Annotated in this window: 17 protein-coding genes; 8 read left to right on the top strand and 9 right to left on the bottom strand. The window is 65.8% G+C overall.

The window, feature by feature from the left end; all coding sequences use genetic code 11:
• The first annotated feature begins 187 nt into the window (after positions 1-187).
• A complete protein-coding gene (locus tag PJW05_RS08960) occupies positions 188-1423 on the top strand; it encodes an OprD family porin (RefSeq protein WP_271411359.1) in 1236 nt (411 codons plus the stop codon).
• A 242-nt stretch (positions 1424-1665) separates the two neighbouring features.
• Here the strand turns inward: PJW05_RS08960 and hpaA are convergent, their stop codons facing one another.
• Positions 1666-2583, bottom strand: coding sequence for a 4-hydroxyphenylacetate catabolism regulatory protein HpaA (hpaA, locus tag PJW05_RS08955; protein ID WP_271411358.1), 918 nt, complete (start codon positions 2581-2583; stop codon positions 1666-1668).
• 165 nt (positions 2584-2748) lie between these two features.
• Here hpaA and PJW05_RS08950 point away from each other — a divergent pair, with 165 nt between their 5' ends.
• The 7 genes from PJW05_RS08950 (at position 2749) to hpaI (ending at position 8815) form a co-directional block, all read left to right on the top strand.
• Positions 2749-3408, top strand: a complete 660-nt coding sequence (locus PJW05_RS08950) for a fumarylacetoacetate hydrolase family protein (protein ID WP_271411357.1) — start codon at positions 2749-2751, stop codon at positions 3406-3408.
• A 10-nt stretch (positions 3409-3418) separates the two neighbouring features.
• Positions 3419-4207: a fumarylacetoacetate hydrolase family protein gene (locus PJW05_RS08945; RefSeq protein WP_271411356.1), complete on the top strand. Its 789-nt coding sequence runs from the start codon at positions 3419-3421 to the stop codon at positions 4205-4207.
• A gap of 5 nt (positions 4208-4212) precedes the next feature.
• A complete protein-coding gene (hpaE, locus tag PJW05_RS08940) occupies positions 4213-5673 on the top strand; it encodes a 5-carboxymethyl-2-hydroxymuconate semialdehyde dehydrogenase (RefSeq protein WP_271412193.1) in 1461 nt (486 codons plus the stop codon).
• Positions 5674-5760: 87 nt separating this feature from the next.
• Positions 5761-6684 (top strand): 3,4-dihydroxyphenylacetate 2,3-dioxygenase, encoded by a 924-nt coding sequence (hpaD, locus tag PJW05_RS08935; protein WP_271411355.1) that lies wholly within the window; start codon positions 5761-5763, stop codon positions 6682-6684.
• Between the two features lie 11 nt (positions 6685-6695).
• A complete protein-coding gene (locus PJW05_RS08930) occupies positions 6696-7106 on the top strand; it encodes a 5-carboxymethyl-2-hydroxymuconate isomerase (protein WP_271411354.1) in 411 nt (136 codons plus the stop codon).
• 7 nt (positions 7107-7113) lie between these two features.
• Positions 7114-7917, top strand: coding sequence for a 2-oxo-hept-4-ene-1,7-dioate hydratase (gene hpaH / locus PJW05_RS08925; protein WP_271411353.1), 804 nt, complete (start codon positions 7114-7116; stop codon positions 7915-7917).
• Between the two features lie 97 nt (positions 7918-8014).
• Positions 8015-8815 carry a 4-hydroxy-2-oxoheptanedioate aldolase gene (gene hpaI / locus PJW05_RS08920; RefSeq protein WP_271411352.1) on the top strand — a complete coding sequence of 267 codons (801 nt, stop codon included), beginning with the start codon at positions 8015-8017 and terminating at the stop codon, positions 8813-8815.
• A gap of 303 nt (positions 8816-9118) precedes the next feature.
• Here hpaI and PJW05_RS08915 read toward each other — a convergent pair whose 3' ends face one another.
• From PJW05_RS08915 to PJW05_RS08880, 8 genes are all read right to left on the bottom strand, one after another.
• Positions 9119-10057 carry a p-hydroxyphenylacetate 3-hydroxylase reductase component gene (locus PJW05_RS08915; protein WP_271411351.1) on the bottom strand — a complete coding sequence of 313 codons (939 nt, stop codon included), beginning with the start codon at positions 10055-10057 and terminating at the stop codon, positions 9119-9121.
• 85 nt (positions 10058-10142) lie between these two features.
• Positions 10143-11312, bottom strand: a complete 1170-nt coding sequence (locus PJW05_RS08910; RefSeq protein ID WP_271411350.1) for a p-hydroxyphenylacetate 3-hydroxylase oxygenase component — start codon at positions 11310-11312, stop codon at positions 10143-10145.
• 377 nt (positions 11313-11689) lie between these two features.
• Positions 11690-12112 carry a homoprotocatechuate degradation operon regulator HpaR gene (hpaR, locus tag PJW05_RS08905; protein ID WP_271411349.1) on the bottom strand — a complete coding sequence of 141 codons (423 nt, stop codon included), beginning with the start codon at positions 12110-12112 and terminating at the stop codon, positions 11690-11692.
• A gap of 137 nt (positions 12113-12249) precedes the next feature.
• Positions 12250-12513, bottom strand: a complete 264-nt coding sequence (locus PJW05_RS08900; RefSeq protein ID WP_271411348.1) for a DUF2790 domain-containing protein — start codon at positions 12511-12513, stop codon at positions 12250-12252.
• 179 nt (positions 12514-12692) lie between these two features.
• Positions 12693-13604, bottom strand: a complete 912-nt coding sequence (locus tag PJW05_RS08895) for an efflux RND transporter periplasmic adaptor subunit (protein WP_271411347.1) — start codon at positions 13602-13604, stop codon at positions 12693-12695.
• 7 nt (positions 13605-13611) lie between these two features.
• The gene (locus PJW05_RS08890; protein WP_271411346.1) at positions 13612-13812 is read right to left on the bottom strand and encodes a DUF1656 domain-containing protein; all 201 of its coding nucleotides are present in this window, start codon (positions 13810-13812) and stop codon (positions 13612-13614) included.
• On the bottom strand, positions 13802-15967 hold the full coding sequence (locus PJW05_RS08885) for an FUSC family protein (protein ID WP_271411345.1): 2166 nt from the start codon (positions 15965-15967) through the stop codon (positions 13802-13804). The genes PJW05_RS08890 and PJW05_RS08885 overlap by 11 nt, the downstream gene beginning before the upstream one ends.
• A 9-nt stretch (positions 15968-15976) precedes the next feature.
• A complete protein-coding gene (locus tag PJW05_RS08880; RefSeq protein WP_271411344.1) occupies positions 15977-17476 on the bottom strand; it encodes an efflux transporter outer membrane subunit in 1500 nt (499 codons plus the stop codon).
• Between the last annotated feature and the right edge of the window lie 68 nt (positions 17477-17544).

The following is a 17544-nucleotide window of genomic DNA, read 5'->3' as shown; positions in this document are numbered from 1 at the left end:
AAATCAATTAATTCAATAACTTGATCTTGTTGAAAATGCTGAACCACGCGACGACCGGGAAAACGATCTGGCAGGTATACACAAAAAGCTGATTGTTAATATGCTAATCAACTGTTATCAATCCGCTCCACCAATGCCCGCCCCGGCGGCCATTGGCCCCTCGAATGGCCAACTGGAGACAAGAACAATGACCCGGCCCCATCCGTCCCGCCCCACCCTCGCCTTCCTCGCGCTCCTCAGCAGTACCCAGGCCAGCGCCGACTTCGTCGGCGACAGCAAGGCCAGCCTCGAACTGCGCAACGTCTACATCAACCGCGATTTCCGCCAGGAAGGCGCGCCGCAGTCCAAGGCGGCCGAATGGGGGCAAGGCTTCATTACCCGTTTCGAATCGGGCTTCACCGAAGGCACCGTCGGCCTCGGCCTGGATGCCCTGGGAGAGCTGGGCGTAAAGCTGGATTCCAGCCGTGACCGCCGCGGAACCGGCCTGCTGCCCTTCGACCCCGCGACGAAAGATCCGGTGGACGACTACAGCGAACTGGGCCTGACCGCCAAGCTGCGCGCCTCAAAGAGCACCTTGCGCCTAGGCACCCTGCAGCCGACCCTGCCGATCGCGCTGTACAACGACACGCGCCTGCTGCCCTCGACCTTCAGCGGCGGCATGCTCACCAGCCAGGAGTTCGACGGCCTCACCCTGAATGCCGGCCGCCTGACCGAAACCAATCTGCGCGACTCGTCCAGCCGCGACGATATCGGCTACGCCGGGCAGACCAGCGACCACTTCGACTTCGCCGGCGGCACCTGGACGCCAACACCTGCACTTGCCCTGACCGCCTACACGTCGGAACTGCAGGACATCTATCGCCAGCACTTCGCCGGGCTGGTGCACACCCTGCCCCTGGGCGAGGGACTCAGCCTGAAGAGCGACCTGCGCTACTTCGACAGCCAGGACGCCGGCTCGGCCAAGGCCGGGCGCGTCGACAACCGCAACTTCAACGGCATGCTCAGCCTCACCGCCGGCGCCCAGCGCTTCTCCGTGGCCTGGCAGCGGCTGTCCGGCGACAGCACTTTCCCCTTCCTCACCGGCGGCGATCCCTTCGTGGTCAACCTGGTGACCTACAACACCTTCACGAAGCCCGAGGAGGATTCCTGGCAACTGCGCTACGACTACGACTTCGCCCGCCTGGGAATTCCGGGGCTGAGCTTCATGACCCGCTATGTCAGCGGCGACGGCGTGGAACAGGGCGCGGTACGCAACGGCCGCGAGTGGGAGCGCGACACCGACCTCGCCTACGTGGTGCAGAGCGGCAGCCTGCGCGGTTTCAACATCCGCCTGCGCAATGTCACCTTCCGCTCTGGCGACGGACTGACCCAGGACATCGACGAGAATCGCATCATCCTCGGCTATACCCTGGCGCTGTGGTAACCGCGTCCTGCTGCCGCACCACAGCCGCAATGAGCTCACCCCGGCAGACAGGCTCCAACCGTAGGATGGCGTAGAGCGAAGCAAAACCCATCAATTTCCGCGCCGCAACTGGCCAGGGTAACGCGGCTTCGTTGGGTTTCGTTCCTCTACCCAACCTACGATGCCCCTTTCCCGGCAGACAGGTTCCGACCGTAGGATGGCGTAGAGCGAAGCGAAACCCATCGACCGCCCCGCAGACGGGCTCAGCGCCAGGCCTCTTCCTTGTCCCCTGACCTGCGCTGGCGGTACTCGCCCGGCGACATGCCGGCGTTGCGCGCGAAGAAACGGCTGAAGTAGGCCGGGTCCTTGAACCCCAGCAGGTAGCAGATCTCGTTGGACGAACTGCCGGTAAACAACAGCAGGCGCTTGGCCTCCTGCATCACACGGTCATGGATCAGGCGTTTGGACGGCAGGTCGGCGATGCGTCGGCAGATATCGTTGAGGCGCGCCTCGGTCACCCCCATCTGCCCGGCGTATTGCGCCAGGGGCCAATGCTCCCGGTAGTGCGCCTCGATCAACCCGTTGAAGCGGTGAAACACCTGCAGGTCCTCGTGGCGCGCCGGTTGTGCCTTGAGCGAGCGGGCCGACAGCCGCAGCAAGCTGATGAAGATCAGCCGGGTCAGGGCCGAAAGCGCCGCCTCGCGTCCGGGGCGGTCGGCAGCGAACTCGGCGCGCAGTTGGCCGAACAGCAGGTCCAGGCGCTGGACCTCCTCGCGGTATTCCTCCCCCAGTTCCGCGAAGGCCACACATACCGGCGCAATCTGCGGGCCGTCCGCCAGGCCCTGCTCCGCCTCCAGCAGTGGCCAGACCAGTTGCTGGCGCACGGTGAGCACATGGCCATCGGCGTCCTGCTCGGTGACGAAGGCGTGAGGGATGGTCGGTGGGGTCAGGAAGAACAGCGGACCTTCCTGGCGGTATTGCTGGTCATCCAGATAGACCCGCACCGCCCCGCTCTTCACGTAGTGCACCTGGAAGAACCGGTCATGGCGATGCACCGGCATGTTGCGACCGAAGAAATCCGCCAGCTTGCCCAGGGCTTCGTAATGCACCTCGGCATCGGCGTAGCGCTGGTCGTAGACCTGGCCGATGTTGATGTTGGGAATGGGCTGGCGCTCTGACATGGCGACCTTTCTCCGCTGACATCTCCCACCTTCGATGACGAAAGGCGAAGGCGCAAGGCTTGACGTTCATTAACATGTTAAATATAACGTTAACATATTAACGAAACCCTCGTTTACGGGTGATAGTCCGTCACGGCTCACCCGCTTTTTCCACAGGAGACGACCATGCGCCCTGCCCTCGACCACGTCGCCACCGGCACCCTGTTCGGCGTTGCGCTTAACTACCGGGGCTTGCTGGAGAGCCGCCTGGAGGAATTCCAGCAGCAGCCCTACCAGAAGCCGCCGGTCAAGCCGGTGCTGTTCATCAAGACCCCGAACACCCGCAATCGCAACGGCCAGCCGGTGGTCTATCCGCAAGGCGTCGAGCGCCTGCAGCCGGGCCCGGCGCTGGGTGTGGTGATAGGCCGGAGTGCCAGCCGCGTGCGCGCCGAAGATGCCCTGAGCCATGTGGCCGGCTATGTGATCGTCAACGAATTCAGCCTGCCGGAAGAGAGCTACTACCGCCCGGCGGTTAAAGCCAAGTGCCGCGACGGCTTCTGCCCCATCGGCCCGGTACTCGTCCCCGCCGCCGACGTGCAGGACCCGCACGCCCTCAGCCTCAAGCTCTTCGTCAACGGCCAGCTGCGCCAGGAAAACAGCACCGCCAACCTGGTGCGCCGCATTCCGCAGCTGATCGAAGAAATCAGTGAATTCATGACCCTGCACGAGGGCGATGTGCTGATCACCGGCACCCCGGAAGGCCGCGTCGACGTACAGCCGGGCGATGTCGTGGAGGTGGAAATCACCGGCCTCGGCCGTCTCGCCAACACCCTGGTCGCGGAATAAGGAGCCCAAGATGAAACACGCACGCATCCAATACCAGGGCGAAGTACACGCCGTGACCGTGGAAGCCGATAACGCCGTCCGCCTCGCCGATGGCCGCCTGCTGGCGGAAGACCAGGTCGAGTGGCTGCCGCCGGCCACCGGCAGCATGTTCGCCCTGGGCCTGAACTACGCCGACCACGCCGCCGAGCTGGCTTTCAAGGCGCCCACCGAGCCGCTGGCCTTCATCAAGTCGCCGGGCACCTACACCGGCCACAACCAGGTCACCTGGCGCCCCGACAACGTCGCCTACATGCATTACGAGTGCGAGCTGGTGGCGGTAATCGGCAAGCCGGCGCGCAACGTCAAGCGCGAGGACGCCTTCACCTACCTGGCCGGCTACACCGTCTGCAACGACTACGCCATCCGCGACTACCTGGAGAATTACTACCGGCCCAACCTGCGGGTGAAGAACCGCGACTGCACCACCCCGGTCGGTCCCTGGATGGTCGACGCTGGCGACGTGGCCAACCCCTCGAATCTCACACTGCGCACCTGGGTGAATGGCGAGCTGAAGCAGGAAGGCACCACCGCCGACATGATCTTCGACATCCCCTACCTGATCGAATACTTCTCCAGCTTCATGACCCTGCAGCCGGGCGACATGATCGCCACTGGCACGCCGGAGGGCCTGGCCGACGTGGTACCGGGCGATGAGGTGGTGGTGGAAGTGGAAGGCGTCGGCCGCCTGGTCAACCGCATCGTCAGCGAAGCCGAGTTCTTCGAAAGCAAGGGCTTCGCCCGCAAGCCACAAGAGGCATGAGCAACATGATCAAGCACTGGATCAACGGCCAGGAAGTCGAGAGCAAAGAGGTTTTCGTCAACTACAATCCGGCCACCATGGACGCCATCGGTGAAGTCGCCAGCGGCGGCGCCGAGGAAATCGCTGCCGCCGTGGCCGCCGCCAAGGAGGCCTTCCCCAAGTGGGCCAACACCCCGGCCAAGGAGCGCGCCCGGCTGATGCGCAAGCTGGGTGAGCTGATCGACCAGAACGTGCCGCACCTGGCCGAGCTGGAGACCCTGGACACCGGCCTGCCGATCCACCAGACGAAGAACGTGCTGATCCCCCGCGCCTCGCACAACTTCGAGTTCTTCGCCGAGGTCTGCACCCGCATGGATGGCCACAGCTACCCGGTGGACGACCAGATGCTCAACTACACCCTCTACCAGCCGGTGGGTGTGTGCGGCCTGGTGTCGCCGTGGAACGTGCCCTTCATGACCGCCACCTGGAAGACCGCGCCCTGCCTGGCACTGGGCAACACCGCGGTGCTGAAGATGAGCGAGCTGTCGCCGCTGACCGCGAACGAACTGGGCCGCCTGGCCCTGGAAGCCGGCATTCCGAAAGGCGTGCTGAACGTGGTGCAGGGCTATGGCGCCACCGCCGGTGACGCCCTGGTCCGCCACCCGGACGTGCGCGCCATCTCCTTCACCGGCGGTACCGCCACCGGGCGCAAGATCATGCAGACCGCTGGCCTGAAGAAGTACTCCATGGAACTGGGCGGCAAGTCGCCGGTGCTGATCTTCGACGACGCCGATCTCGACCGCGCCCTCGACGCCGCGCTGTTCACCATTTTTTCCCTGAACGGCGAGCGCTGCACCGCCGGCTCGCGGATCTTCATCCAGGAATCGGTGTACGACCGCTTCGTCGCCGAGTTCGCCGCCCGCGCCAAGCGCCTGATCGTCGGCGACCCGCAAGACCCGAAGACCCAGGTCGGCTCGATGATCACCCAGGCCCACTACGACAAGGTCACCGGCTACATCCGCATCGGCATCGAGGAAGGCGCCACCCTGCTGGCCGGCGGCCTGGAGCGCCCGACGGGTCTTCCGGCGCACCTCTCTCGCGGCCAGTTCATCCAGCCCACGGTGTTCGCCGATGTGGATAACCGCATGCGCATCGCCCAGGAAGAAATCTTCGGCCCGGTGGTCTGCCTGATGACGTTCAAGGACGAAGCCGAAGCCCTGCGTCTGGCCAACGACACCGAATACGGCCTGGCCTCGTACATCTGGACCCAGGACATCGGCAAGGCCCACCGCCTGGCCCGCGGCATCGAGGCCGGCATGGTGTTCATCAACAGCCAGAACGTGCGCGACCTGCGCCAGCCGTTCGGCGGTGTGAAGGGCTCGGGCACCGGCCGTGAAGGCGGTGAGTACAGCTTCGAGGTCTTCGCCGAGATCAAGAACGTATGCATTTCCATGGGCAGCCATCACATCCCGCGCTGGGGTGTGTGAGATAACGGCTGAATAATGGAGGGGCGTGCGTTCCCCTCCCGTGCCGGCGTGCAACCGACCGAACAATAACGATCAGGAGTCAATGTCATGGGCACTGTCGCTCTCGCCGCCAAGATCACTCACGTCCCGTCCATGTACCTGTCAGAGCTGCCGGGCCCGCGCCAGGGCTTCCGCCAGGCCGCCATCGACGGGCACCTGGAAATCAGTCGTCGTTGCCGCGAGCTGAACGTGGACACCATCGTCGTGTTCGACACCCACTGGCTGGTCAATGCCAACTACCACATCAACTGCGCACCGCACTTCAAGGGCTTGTACACCAGCAACGAGCTGCCGCACTTCATCAGCAACATGGAGTATGAGTTTCCCGGCAACCCGGAGCTGGGCCGCCTGCTGGCTGAGGCATGCAATCGCCTGGGCGTGGAAACCATGGCCCACGACGCCACGTCCCTCGGTCCGGAGTACGGCACCCTGGTGCCCATGCGCTACATGAACGTCGACCAGCACTTCAAGGTGATTTCCGTCTCGGCGCTGTGCACCTCCCACTACCTGAACGACAGCGCCCGCCTCGGCTGGGCCATGCGCAAGGCGGTGGAAGAGCACTACGACGGCACCGTCGCCTTCTTCGCCAGCGGCTCGCTGTCCCATCGCTTCGCCCAGAACGGCCAGGCGCCGGACTTCGCCACCCGCGTCTGGAGCCCCTTCCTGGAGACGCTCGACCATCGCGTGGTGCAGATGTGGGAGGACGGTGACTGGGAAGACTTCTGCGCCATGCTCCCGGAGTACGCGGTGAAGGGCCACGGCGAAGGCTTCATGCACGACACCGCGATGCTGTTGGGCGCCCTGGGCTGGTCGAAGTACGACGGCAGGGCCGAAGTCGTCACCCCCTACTTCGGCTCTTCCGGCACCGGCCAGATCAACGCCATCTTCCCGGTCACTCCGCAGGATGGCTCGGCCATCCCCGCCGCCCAGGCCTCGAACCCGGCCGGCGTGGCTTCCACCAGCCGCCTGTAAGGAGCCGCGCCATGCCCCATCTGGTCCTGCTTTACAGCCCCGACCTCGAACGCGAGGCGGACATCGGCGGCCTGTGCCGCGCCCTGGCCGACTGCATGCTGGAACAGCGCGACGAAGCCGACCGCCAGGTGTTCCCCACCGGCGGCACCCGCGTGCTGGCCTACCCGGCGGCCCATGCCGCCGTGGCTGACGGCAAGGGTGACTACGGCTTTCTCTACGCCAACCTGCGCATGGGCGCCGGACGCAGCCCGACCGTGCACAAGCAGGTGGGCGACAACCTGCTGGCCGTGCTGAGACGCCATCTGGACGCACTGCTGGAACAACGACCCATCGGCGTCACCCTGCAGATCGACGAAAGCCCCGGCCAGGTCTACGACGCCAAGCACAGCAGCCTGCATCCCCTGTTCACCCAGAATTCCTGAGGTTTCCATGCTTGACGCCAGCATCATCCAGCAAGCCGCCGCCCGCCTCGACGCCGCCGAGCGCTCCCGCGAGCAGGTGCGCCAGTTTTCCCTGGACCATCCGTCCATCAGCATCGACGACGCCTATGCCATCCAGCGCGCCTGGGTGGCGCAGAAGATCCGCGACGGTCGCAAGCTGGTGGGCCACAAGATCGGCCTCACCTCCCGCGCCATGCAGGTCTCATCCAACATCACCGAACCGGACTACGGCGCGCTGCTGGACGACATGTTCTTCGAGGAAGGCAGCGACATTCCCTTCAAGCGCTTTATCGTGCCGCGCGTGGAGGTGGAGTTAGCCTTCATCCTCGGCAAACCCCTGCGCGGGCCGAACTGCACCGTCTTCGACGTGCTGGAGGCCACCGAATGGGTGATCCCGGCACTGGAAATCATCGACGCGCGCATCCACCAGGTGGACCCGGACACCCAGGTCACCCGCAAGGTCTTCGACACCATTTCCGACAACGCCGCCAACGCTGGCGTGGTGATGGGCGGGCGCGCCGTGCGCCCCACCGAGATCGACCTGCGCCGCGTGCCGGCCATCCTCTACCGCAACGGCGTGATCGAGGAGTCCGGCGTCTCCGCGGCGGTGCTCAACCACCCGGCCAAGGGCGTGGCCTGGCTGGCCAACAAGCTGGCGCCCTACGACGTCACCCTCGAAGCAGGGCAGATCATCCTCGGCGGCTCCTTCACCCGCCCGGTGGCCGCGAAACCCGGCGATACCTTCCATGTCGACTACGACCAGTTGGGCTCCATCGCCTGCCGCTTCGTCTGACGGACTGCAACCACGTCGGAGCGCGCTCTGCTCGCGAAGCTTCTGATTCGCCAACAGAGCTGGCTCCTACAGACCCGCGCCCTGCAAGGAGCCCTCCATGGACCTGCCGATCAACCACTTCAAACAACGCCTCAAGTCCGATACCCCGCAGATCGGCCTCTGGCTCGGCCTGGCCGATGCCTACTGCGCCGAGCTGGCGGCCAACGCCGGTTTCGACTGGCTGCTGCTGGATGGCGAGCACGCGCCCAATGACCTGCGCACGCTGCTCGGCCAGCTCCAGGCCGTCGCGCCCTACCCCGCCCAGCCGATCATCCGTCCGCCCATTGGCGACGCGGTGCTGATCAAGCAGTTGCTCGATATCGGCGCCCAAACCCTGCTGGTGCCCATGGTGGAATCCGCCGAGCAGGCCGCCGAACTGGTGCGCGCCATGCGCTACCCACCCTTCGGCATACGTGGCGTCGGCAGCGCCCTGGCCCGCGCCTCGCACTGGAACAGCATCCCCGGCTACCTGGATAACGCCGACGAGCAGATGTGCCTGCTGGTACAGATCGAGAACCTCGAAGGCCTGGCCAATCTGGAGGTGATCGCGGCCGTGGAAGGTGTCGACGGCGTGTTCATTGGCCCCGCCGACCTGTCCGCTGCCATGGGCCATCGCGGCAACCCGGGCCACCCTGAAGTACAGGAGGCCATCGAAGACGCCATCCTCCGCATCCGCAATGCGGGCAAGGCCGCCGGCATCCTCTCCGCCGACCAGGCCCTGGCGCGCCGCTACCTCTCACTGGGCGCGGCCTTCGTCGCCGTCGGCGTGGATACCACGGTGCTGATGCGCGGGCTGCAGAGCCTGGCGGGGGCGTTCAAGGGCACGCAGGCGCCGGTGAGCGGGGGTGGAGTGTATTGATTACCCCATATCAAGTAAGCCGGCTCGGGTAGCCGGCTTTTTTGTGCCATCCACCTCAGCACCGAGCGGCCACAAACCTCCCTCACCCCCGGCCCCTCTCCCGAAAGGAGAGGGGTGACTCGCGCCGGCGGAGAAGTGCCAACGCCCACCTCCTGCACGGCCAGCTTTGTAGGATGGGTAGAGCGGAGCGAAACCCATGCTGTGTGCGAATCCATTCGCGAATGAATTCGCTCCCACAGGGTCATCCTTCCCAAACATGAAAATGGCGCCCACATGGGGCGCCATTTTTTCATTCCGGCTCGATCAACCCAGGGCGATCACCGCCTTGAGCATCTGCTTGAAGGTCTCCACCTGCTCTTCGTTGAACTGGGCGAAGACCTTGTCCTGCTGTTCACGGGCAATGCGCCAGAGCGCCTCGGCCTGATCCGCCCCCGCCGGGGTCAGCACATAGCGCTCGCCGGCGTCGGCCACCAGGCCCTTGCGCTTGAGGATGGCCACCGCCTCCTCGATCTCGCGTCGCGGCATCGCCACTTCCCGCTGCAGGTCGCACAGGTCGAGGCCGGCATCGTTCTCCAGGACCATCAGCATGCGTGCCTCGCTGGTGCGCAGTCCGGTGGAAAGCTGCTTCGGTTGATAATCGGCCTGATAGCCCCGTACTGCCTGGGTCATCAGGTAATAGAGGTTGTGCGACAGGCGCCCCTGAAAGGCGCTGGAGGCGGGCTGGCCTTCGCTCTTCGGCGTCATGCGGGTATGCGGCAGAACCATGGAGTAGGCGCCCTGGTGATAAAGCAGCGGCGAGCGACCGAGATCGTCGAAGGCCAGCACCCTGCCAATAAGGATGACGTGATCGCCACCCTCTAGCTGCTGGTGCAGCTCGCACTGGAAGCGCGCCGCGCAGTCGGGGAACAGTGGCGCGCCACCGATGCCCATCTCGACATCGACGCCCGCAAACTTGTCGTCGCGTGGGCGGGCGAACCGGTTGGACAGGTCGATCTGGTCGGCAGCGAGGACGTTCACCGCGAAATGGCTGGCCTGCTGGAAGACCTCCAGGCTGCTGGAGCGCTTGTCGAGGCTCCAGAGGATCAGCGGCGGCTCCAGGGACACCGAGTTGAAACTGTTGGCAGTGACGCCGGCCCGCGTGCCATCAGGCGCGGTGGCGGTGACGATGGTGACGCCGGTGGCGAAATTGCCCAGGGCGCGGCGGAAGGCACGGGAATCGAAGAGGTTTTCATGGGAGGACATGGCGCAGCTCCTGGCGGCCACCTCATGGGGTGACCGCGCGATTGTTCGAACACGTGGCACGCAGGTGGAGATGGTGAGCAGCGGCTCAGACCATCGACGGATCGGGCTCCAACCCCATCAGCTCGCGACCGAGGATCTGCGCGCAGACGTCGTAGTCGGTGTAGGCGTGGGCGCCGGTCATGTGGGAATCGCGGAACAGGCGCTGCATCTCGTTGCTCTCGAACCAGGCGGTACCGCCGGCAGCCTCGAACAGGCGGTCCACCGCCTGGATGCACATCTTCACTGCGTAGGCCTGGTTGGTGCGCCAGAAGGCCAGGGTCTCGCGGCTCGGGTACTGGTGGCGCTCGCCATGCTCGGCGTGCTCCTGCCAGGTCTTCTCCAGGAAGGCACGGGCGGCTGCCACCTGGTGGGTGGATTCGGCCAGACGCATCAGCGCCGGAGTGGCGGTGCCGACGCTGACACCGGTGTAGGCGCGCACCCGGTTCTTCGTCTTCTCCTTGAAGACTTCCAGCATGCGCTCGGCGATACCCAGGCTGATGGCGGAGAAGCCACTGGCGAAGTACGGGCGGTACGGTGCGTAGAAGATCTTGCTGTCCGGGTAGAGGCCAAAGCCGGCGGACTTACCTTCCATCATGTCCTTGGCCGCCTGGATGCGGTGGTTGGGCACGAAGGCGTCCTTGATCACCAAGGTCTTGGTGCCGCTGCCCTTCATGCCGGCGGCGAACCAGTCGTCACGGATCTCGTAGTCGCGACGGGGCAGCACGGCGAAGCAGTAGATGAGTTCGCCCTCGGCATTCTTCCGGCGGCAGCCGACTATGGCCCACTCGGCGTGGTCGCTGCCGCTGCTCCAGCCCATCTCGCCGTTGAAGCGTACACCGCCCTCTACTTCCTCGACTTTGCCGAAAGGCGCGATCGAGCTGCTGGCGGTGGCGTCGGAATTCTCGCCCCAGACCTCGTCCTGAAGTTGCGCGGGGAACATCGCCAACTGGTGGCTATGGGTGCACAGCAGGCTGAAGGCCCAGGCGGTGCTGGCACAGGCACCGGCCAGGGCGACCACGCACTCGGCGAACTCGGGCAGGGAGATTTCCATGCCCCCGTATTGCTTCGGCTGCAGCGCGCGGTGCAGGCCAATGCCCTTGAGCATGGCAATGTTCTCGTCAGGGACCTGGCGCAACTGCTCGGCCTTTGCAGCATTGGCGGCGATGGCAGGCAGGATGGCCTTCAGGTCTTCAAGGAGAGGGTTTGGCTTTTTCATGTCGGAGCCCTGCTTATTGTTAGAGGCGACGCCGTTGGGCCGAAGCGGTCCTGGTGACTGGACCAGGCCACTGCCGCAGGCGGGGACCCAGGTGGGTGCAGGGCGATTATGGGATGGGGGGGCGTGACCTCAGAATGGACGTTACGCAGTCTCGATTGCACTTTTCATGGAGTATCCGTTGGTGCAAGCGACATGCGGTAGGAGCAAATTCATTCGCGAAACGGACCGAAGGGCCGAACTGTGCCGCTGGGATAACGGACAGCTGCGCTGTCCTTCGCGAATGAATTCGCTCCTACGACAAGCCGGCCCTGCCACAGGGCGCATAGAGCTCGGGCGGGCGGCGTTCCGTATGAGCGCGGCGCGGCCCAACAAAAGGATCAGGGCTTGATCTGCTTCAGCTCGTTGAGCAGGTCGAACAGTTGCTTGAGCTTGGCTTCGCCGAACTGCTCTTGGATCTTCTGGTAATTGGCTTCCATGCCCGAGCTCATGGAGACGAAGCATTGCTGGCCTTTTTCGGTGAGGTTCACCAGCACGCGGCGCTGGTCCTGCGGGGCCTTGCGCCGCACTACCATGCCGTCGCGCTCCAGGCGCGCCAGCACGCCGGTCATGCTCGGCTTGAGAATGCAGGCCAGGTCGGCCAGTTGATAGCTCTCCAGCTCGCCGTGCTGGCGCAGGAGGCGAATCACCCGCCACTGCTGTTCGGTCAGGTCGTGCTGGTTGAGCAGGGGACGGAAGAAGCTCATGGCCGCTTCGCGGGCCTGCAGCAGGGTGAGGGTCAGGGAGGGTCGGGTTTCGGGCATGTTGGAGAGGGTCCGGGGCTGTATCGTGAAGATTTTAATGAAAATATCCGCACTCTCGCAGCGCGGCAAGACGAGGCGGCAAACAGACTTTCCTACCCAGCCCGGGCGCTAAGCTGCACCATCGGTGTGCGCGGTGCTCAGCCGTTACTGCAACCCTGGCCGAACACCCTATATTCCAGACGGTGAACCTTGCCCTGGTGGTCTTCGTAGAGCATGAAGGCCGGCACTACTCCGCAGGCATCGGGGATGTCGCTGCGCGAAAGCACCTTGGCGATATCCAGTTCCATGCCATAGGTGTAGTGCTCGACCACGGGTTCGACGGTATTGGCGGTCTCCACGGTTTCTTCAGCCAAGGCGAAGGCAGACATGCCGGCCAATGCCAGCAAGGCAAAAGTTTTCATTGGATAGTTTTCCGAGTGCTTGGAAGTTGAAACTTCGACCCGCTCTCCACGAACGGGTCGAAGGTACAGCGCAGCACCTGGCGGTGCCGTTAACGGCAGCAAGCGCCTCGTCGTGGGAGGCGGGATCATTTTATTGAGGGGGTCACTGTCGAAACAGCGCCGGATGAAACAAGGACTCTTTACTGTGCAAACAACAATCCATTGATAAAGCCGGAGGTTTCCGGCGCCCCGCCCCGCTCGCCAATCACCACGGTGCAGGTCATGCCGGCGGCCAGCAGCACGCCCTCCGGCACCTCGTCCAGGTGAATGCGCACCGGTACCCGCTGGGCCAGGCGCACCCAGTTGAAGGTGGGATTGACGTCGGCAATCAGCTCGCGGCTTTGCGGGTTGTCGCGGTCGTAGATGCCCCGGGCGATGCTGTCCACATGGCCTCGGATACGCGCGCCACTCATCAGACGCAATTCGGCGGGATCACCCACCCTGATAGCTGGCAGGCGGGTCTCCTCGAAATAGCCGTTGACGTAGAAGGAGCGGTCATCCACCAGGGCCATGCTGGCTTCGCCACGCTGGGCGTAGTCGCCCTTGTACAGGTTCAGGTTGGTGATGTGCCCGGATACCGGTGCGCGGACCGCGGTGCGCGCCAGGTCGAGCTTCGCCGCGTCCAGGGCGGCCAGCGCCTGCTGGTAGTCGGCAGCGGCGGCGGCGGCGAGATGACCAGCGTCCTCGCGGCTCTCCCGGGAGACCACCAGGTCGTCCATGGCGGCACGGCGTTCGGCGTTGACCCGGCGCATGTCCAGCGCCGCCTTGCGTGCTGCCACCAGGGCTTCGGCCTGTTTCACCGCCACCTCGTAGTGGGACGGATCAATGCGCATCAGCAGGTCGCCCGCCTCCACCTGCTGGTTGTCCCGCACCCTGACCTCGGTGACCAGCCCGGCCACATCGGGAGCGATATTGATCACGTCGGCACGCACCCGGCCATCGCGGGTCCAGGGTGAATCCATGTAGTGCTGCCAGAGCGTGCGCACCAGCGTGACCGCCAGGGCAAGGATGAGCAGCGTGGCGCCGACGCTGATGATGCGTTTCAGGGACATGGAGGCCTCAACGGTAGATGGTCAGCGCCAGGGCGCAGTACAGGCAGGTGAACAGAGCGACGCGCAACAGCGCCGGGTGCCAGGCGTGGCGGTACAGGCCGAACCGGGCGAACAGCCTGTCCAACCCCCAGCCGAGCAGGAAGGCCAGCAGGAACAGCAGGGTCAGGCTCGGCAGGTAGACGCCGTGCAGGGGGACCTCACGTGGCATGGGCGGCTCCTTGCAGCCGCGCGTCGCCGCCGGCCAGGGGCGTCTGCGGGTCCAGCAGCGAGGTGCGGATGAAGTGCAGGTAGCTCTGCAGCCGTCGCAGGGGCGAGGTGTCGAACTGCGGGGCGCAAGGCTCGGCGGTGTGGCGCACACTGTCGATGGCCCGCTCCACGGCACCAAGGGCGCGCTGGCGATTGTCTTCCGAAGGCTGGATGAACAGCCGCACCAGCGCCCGCCCCATGGTGCGGATGGCGGTGCGCCAGGGCATGGACTCGGCGTAGCAGGACAGCGCCGGCAGCCGCGCCTGCTCCAGGCGCAGTTCGATCACCGCGTGGCCGACTTCCTGCACCAGGAACATCCAGCGCAGTAACTGGCGCTGCACATCCGGCCGCCCGGCGGAATACAAGTAGGCCTGGTTCAGCAGGTCACGGGTGCCGCTTTCGAAGCCGGACACCAAGCCCTTCATCCGCCCGCTCACCGCGTGCACCACGCACATGCGCAGGTCACGCTCCAGGCGCCGCCAGAGCCAGGGCCGGTTGGGCGGCAGGAGCACAGCCGCCGCGACAGTCGCCAGGGCCATGGAAAGTACCGAAGCGAGGTACTCGTTAAGCACCCTGTGCGGGTCGAACTGCGTCAGGTTGGCCGGCATGGCGGTCATGCTGAACCACACCAGCAGGCCCAGGCCGGCGCCAGCCAGCCGAGGTCGCGCGAGCAACCAGGCCCCCAGCGCCACCAGCGGTGCGAGGGCACAGCAGAGCAGCGCAAAACCGTCGATTGCCGGCAACACGCAAAAGGTCATGAAGATGCCCAGCAAGGCACCGGCGGAGGCGCCCAGTGTGAGTTGCAGGGACAGACGCCGAGGATTGGCGGACGAGGACGCCAGCGCGGAAACCATGCCGATGGTCATGGCGAAGGTACCGCCACTGGGCCAGGCGGTAGCCATCCAGAACAGACCGAGCAGCAGGATCAGCAGGCTGCTGCGCAGGCCCGCCACCGTGGCAGCCACCGCATTGGTGCGAGGCCGGAAGCTCTCCTTCCACTGCTCGCGGGGGTGGCGGTCGTCCAGCAGCGAGGCGTGGGTCTGGGCATAGTTGTGCAGGTCATCGGCGAAGCGATAGAGCAGCTCGGCGGCGGTGTCGTAGTCCAGGGCCTGGGCCTCGCCGGGCTGCCGCACCGCGAGTTGCATGCGACCGGTACGGATCAGCGGCATCAGCTCCCGTTTGCAGGCGGCCAGGCGGATGGCGAGTGGCGCGGCATCGGTTTCGCCGCTCAAGCGGTCGCGCAGGGGCGCCAGTCGGGCAGCGACTTCCGCGAGGCAGGGTCGCAAGGCATCCAGCACGGCACCGCCGCCGACATCCGCCCCCCAGGCCAGGCGCCGCAGCAGCTGGTGCAGGCCGTGAAAGCGGGTGGACAGCACCATGAATTCGTTGTTCAGCCGCGTCAGCCGGCCGCTGCGCATGCGCATGTGCGGGTCTTCGAAGGCGGTGGCGCTGCGCAGGTTCTCCAGGCGCACGGCGGCCGCCGCGAAACGCGCGTTGGCGGACTCGATGCGGGCGGAATCGAGCCCTCCGGCCAGGCCGTCGCAGGCAAAGGCGGCGAAGTCGCGAAAGCGGCCGTGCAGGGTGTTGCGCAGGTCGCCGCTGCTGCTCTGCGGCAGGATCAGGCCGCTGACCAGGCCAGCGCAGAGGATGCCCAGGCCGATTTCCAGTACCCGCCAGAGGGCGAACATGAAGGCGTCGTCGGGGTGGGCCGTGGCCGGCAGGCCGATCATCACCGCCGTATAGCCGGCCAGCACGCAGGCGTAGCCGCGAAAGTCACGGTAACGCGCGGCACCGGCGGTACACAGGCCGATCCAGATGGCCAGGCAGAGCATGAACAGCACTCGCTCCTGGTTGAACAGCGCGATCAGCGCCACCATCACCGCCAGGCCCAGCAGGGTGCCAATGATGCGGTAGAAGCTTTTCGCCAGGACCTGCCCGCTCTGCGGCTGCATGACGATGAACACGGTGACCAGCACGGTGCCCGGCTGCGGCAGCTCCAGGCGGTAGGCCAGCCAGAGGGCGGAGAAGGCGGTGAGCAGGACCTTGCAGATGAAGGCCCAGGTCAGGCCGTCACTGTGCGCCCACTCGACCAGCGCGCGGTTGAAGGTTCGAACCATGAAGGGTCCTCAGGGCTTGGGAAGTAGACGCAGGTGCGGTTCCCGTGGCGCCAGGGTGGCGTCGTCCGGACCGACAGGCTCGGGCAGCGCACCGCCGCCGAGGGCCAGCAGCAGATCGGCCCGGGCGCCGAGCAATGTCGCCCACACCCGCTGTTGCCGCAGTTGCCGCTGGAACAGCGTGGGCTGGGCGTCCAGCACGCTGTCGAAATCGGCGAGGCCGCGCTGCTGCGCCAGCAGGGCGAGGTCGCAGGTCTTCTGCGCGGCCCTCACCGCCTCGGCGGCGAAGCGCGCCTGCAGCTCCAGGGAATGGATGCGGACCAGGCCGTCGGCCACCTGCTGCAGGGCGTTGACCAGGGTCTGGTTGTAGCGCTCCACCGCCAGGTCGTAGTCGGCGGCGGCGGCGCCCAGGCGGCCACGCCGCAATCCACCATCGAACACCGGCAGGCTGAGGGCTGGCCCGAGGTTGTAGGTGAGCTTGTCGTAGCGCAGGAAATCCAGCACGCCGCCCTGGGTGGCGTTTGAGCCGATTCCGCCCAGCAGGTTGATGTTGGGATAGAAACCGGCCCTGGCCACTTCAATGCCGCGGGCCTGGGCTGCCACCTGCCAACGACTGGCCACCAGATCCGGCCGGCGACCGAGCAGCGCCAACGGCAGGTTGGACGGCAGACCCGGCGACTGCTGCAGATCGAGGCTCGGTCGCCGCAGTTGCTCGCCCTCCCCCGGCCCCTTGCCGGCCAGGGCCGCCAACTGATTGCGGGTCAGGGCGATGGATTCGTCCAGGGCATCGAGCTGCCGGTGGCTTTCCGGCAACGGAGCCTCGGCGCGGCTGACCTCCAGCCCCGTGCCGATGCCATCGCGCAGGCGCCGCCGGGCCAGGGCGAGAACGTGTTCCTGCTGTGCAAGATTGGCTTCTGCAATGTCCCGCTCGTTATGCAACAGGGCCAGACGGATGTAACTGCGCATCAGGTTGCCTTGCAGTTCGAGGGCCGCCACACGCGCCTCCGCCACCGCCACACGGGCCTGGTCCAGGGCCTGGTGACTGCGGCTGCGCTCGCGCCCCCAGAGGTCCAGGTCATAGGAAAAACCCAACAGGCTGGTGTTGTTCCAACTGGTGGTGCGCGCCAGATCGCCGGGTCCATAAAAGTAGTCGTGGGGCCAACGCCTGCGCTGCACGTTGGTTTCCAGGCTCACCTGCGGCTGCTCGGCGGCTTCCACCACACCGGCCATTGCGCGGGCCCGTCGCACCCGCGCGGCGGCCATGGCGAGGCCGGGATTGCCGGCCAGGGCCTGGTCCATCCAGGCGTCCAGTTGTGCGTCGCCATAGGCGCGCCACCACTGCGCGAGCGGCCAGGCGGCATCGCGCTCGGCGCGGCGGATGGCCGAACCGGCGTCCAGCCGGGCGGCATCCAGGCGTTCGGCGCGGGGCGCTATGCCATGGCTGTCGATGCAGGCGGAAAGGAGGGTGAGCAGGCCGGCAAGCACGATGCCGGGCCAAGGTCTGCGGAGCACTGCGGCGGGTCCTGAATGCTGGGAGAGCCAGGGGAGGCGGCGATTCTAGGGGGGGCCGGCAGGCAGGA

It is taken from the genome of Pseudomonas sp. Q1-7 (assembly GCF_028010285.1).
In the GTDB taxonomy this organism is placed as follows: Bacteria; Pseudomonadota; Gammaproteobacteria; order Pseudomonadales; family Pseudomonadaceae; genus Metapseudomonas.
This window is presented reverse-complemented; position numbering and strand designations above follow the sequence as displayed.

Bases quoted from the DNA above. Each gene is read 5' to 3' on its own strand.
- PJW05_RS08960 (WP_271411359.1), top strand. From the start codon at position 188: ATGACCCGGCCCCATCCGTCCCGCCCCACCCTCGCCTTCCTCGCGCTC.
- hpaA (WP_271411358.1), bottom strand. From the start codon at position 2,583: ATGTCAGAGCGCCAGCCCATTCCCAACATCAACATCGGCCAGGTCTAC.
- PJW05_RS08950 (WP_271411357.1), top strand. From the start codon at position 2,749: ATGCGCCCTGCCCTCGACCACGTCGCCACCGGCACCCTGTTCGGCGTT.
- PJW05_RS08945 (WP_271411356.1), top strand. From the start codon at position 3,419: ATGAAACACGCACGCATCCAATACCAGGGCGAAGTACACGCCGTGACC.
- hpaE (WP_271412193.1), top strand. From the start codon at position 4,213: ATGATCAAGCACTGGATCAACGGCCAGGAAGTCGAGAGCAAAGAGGTT.
- hpaD (WP_271411355.1), top strand. From the start codon at position 5,761: ATGGGCACTGTCGCTCTCGCCGCCAAGATCACTCACGTCCCGTCCATG.
- PJW05_RS08930 (WP_271411354.1), top strand. From the start codon at position 6,696: ATGCCCCATCTGGTCCTGCTTTACAGCCCCGACCTCGAACGCGAGGCG.
- hpaH (WP_271411353.1), top strand. From the start codon at position 7,114: ATGCTTGACGCCAGCATCATCCAGCAAGCCGCCGCCCGCCTCGACGCC.
- hpaI (WP_271411352.1), top strand. From the start codon at position 8,015: ATGGACCTGCCGATCAACCACTTCAAACAACGCCTCAAGTCCGATACC.
- PJW05_RS08915 (WP_271411351.1), bottom strand. From the start codon at position 10,057: ATGTCCTCCCATGAAAACCTCTTCGATTCCCGTGCCTTCCGCCGCGCC.
- PJW05_RS08910 (WP_271411350.1), bottom strand. From the start codon at position 11,312: ATGAAAAAGCCAAACCCTCTCCTTGAAGACCTGAAGGCCATCCTGCCT.
- hpaR (WP_271411349.1), bottom strand. From the start codon at position 12,112: ATGCCCGAAACCCGACCCTCCCTGACCCTCACCCTGCTGCAGGCCCGC.
- PJW05_RS08900 (WP_271411348.1), bottom strand. From the start codon at position 12,513: ATGAAAACTTTTGCCTTGCTGGCATTGGCCGGCATGTCTGCCTTCGCC.
- PJW05_RS08895 (WP_271411347.1), bottom strand. From the start codon at position 13,604: ATGTCCCTGAAACGCATCATCAGCGTCGGCGCCACGCTGCTCATCCTT.
- PJW05_RS08890 (WP_271411346.1), bottom strand. From the start codon at position 13,812: ATGCCACGTGAGGTCCCCCTGCACGGCGTCTACCTGCCGAGCCTGACC.
- PJW05_RS08885 (WP_271411345.1), bottom strand. From the start codon at position 15,967: ATGGTTCGAACCTTCAACCGCGCGCTGGTCGAGTGGGCGCACAGTGAC.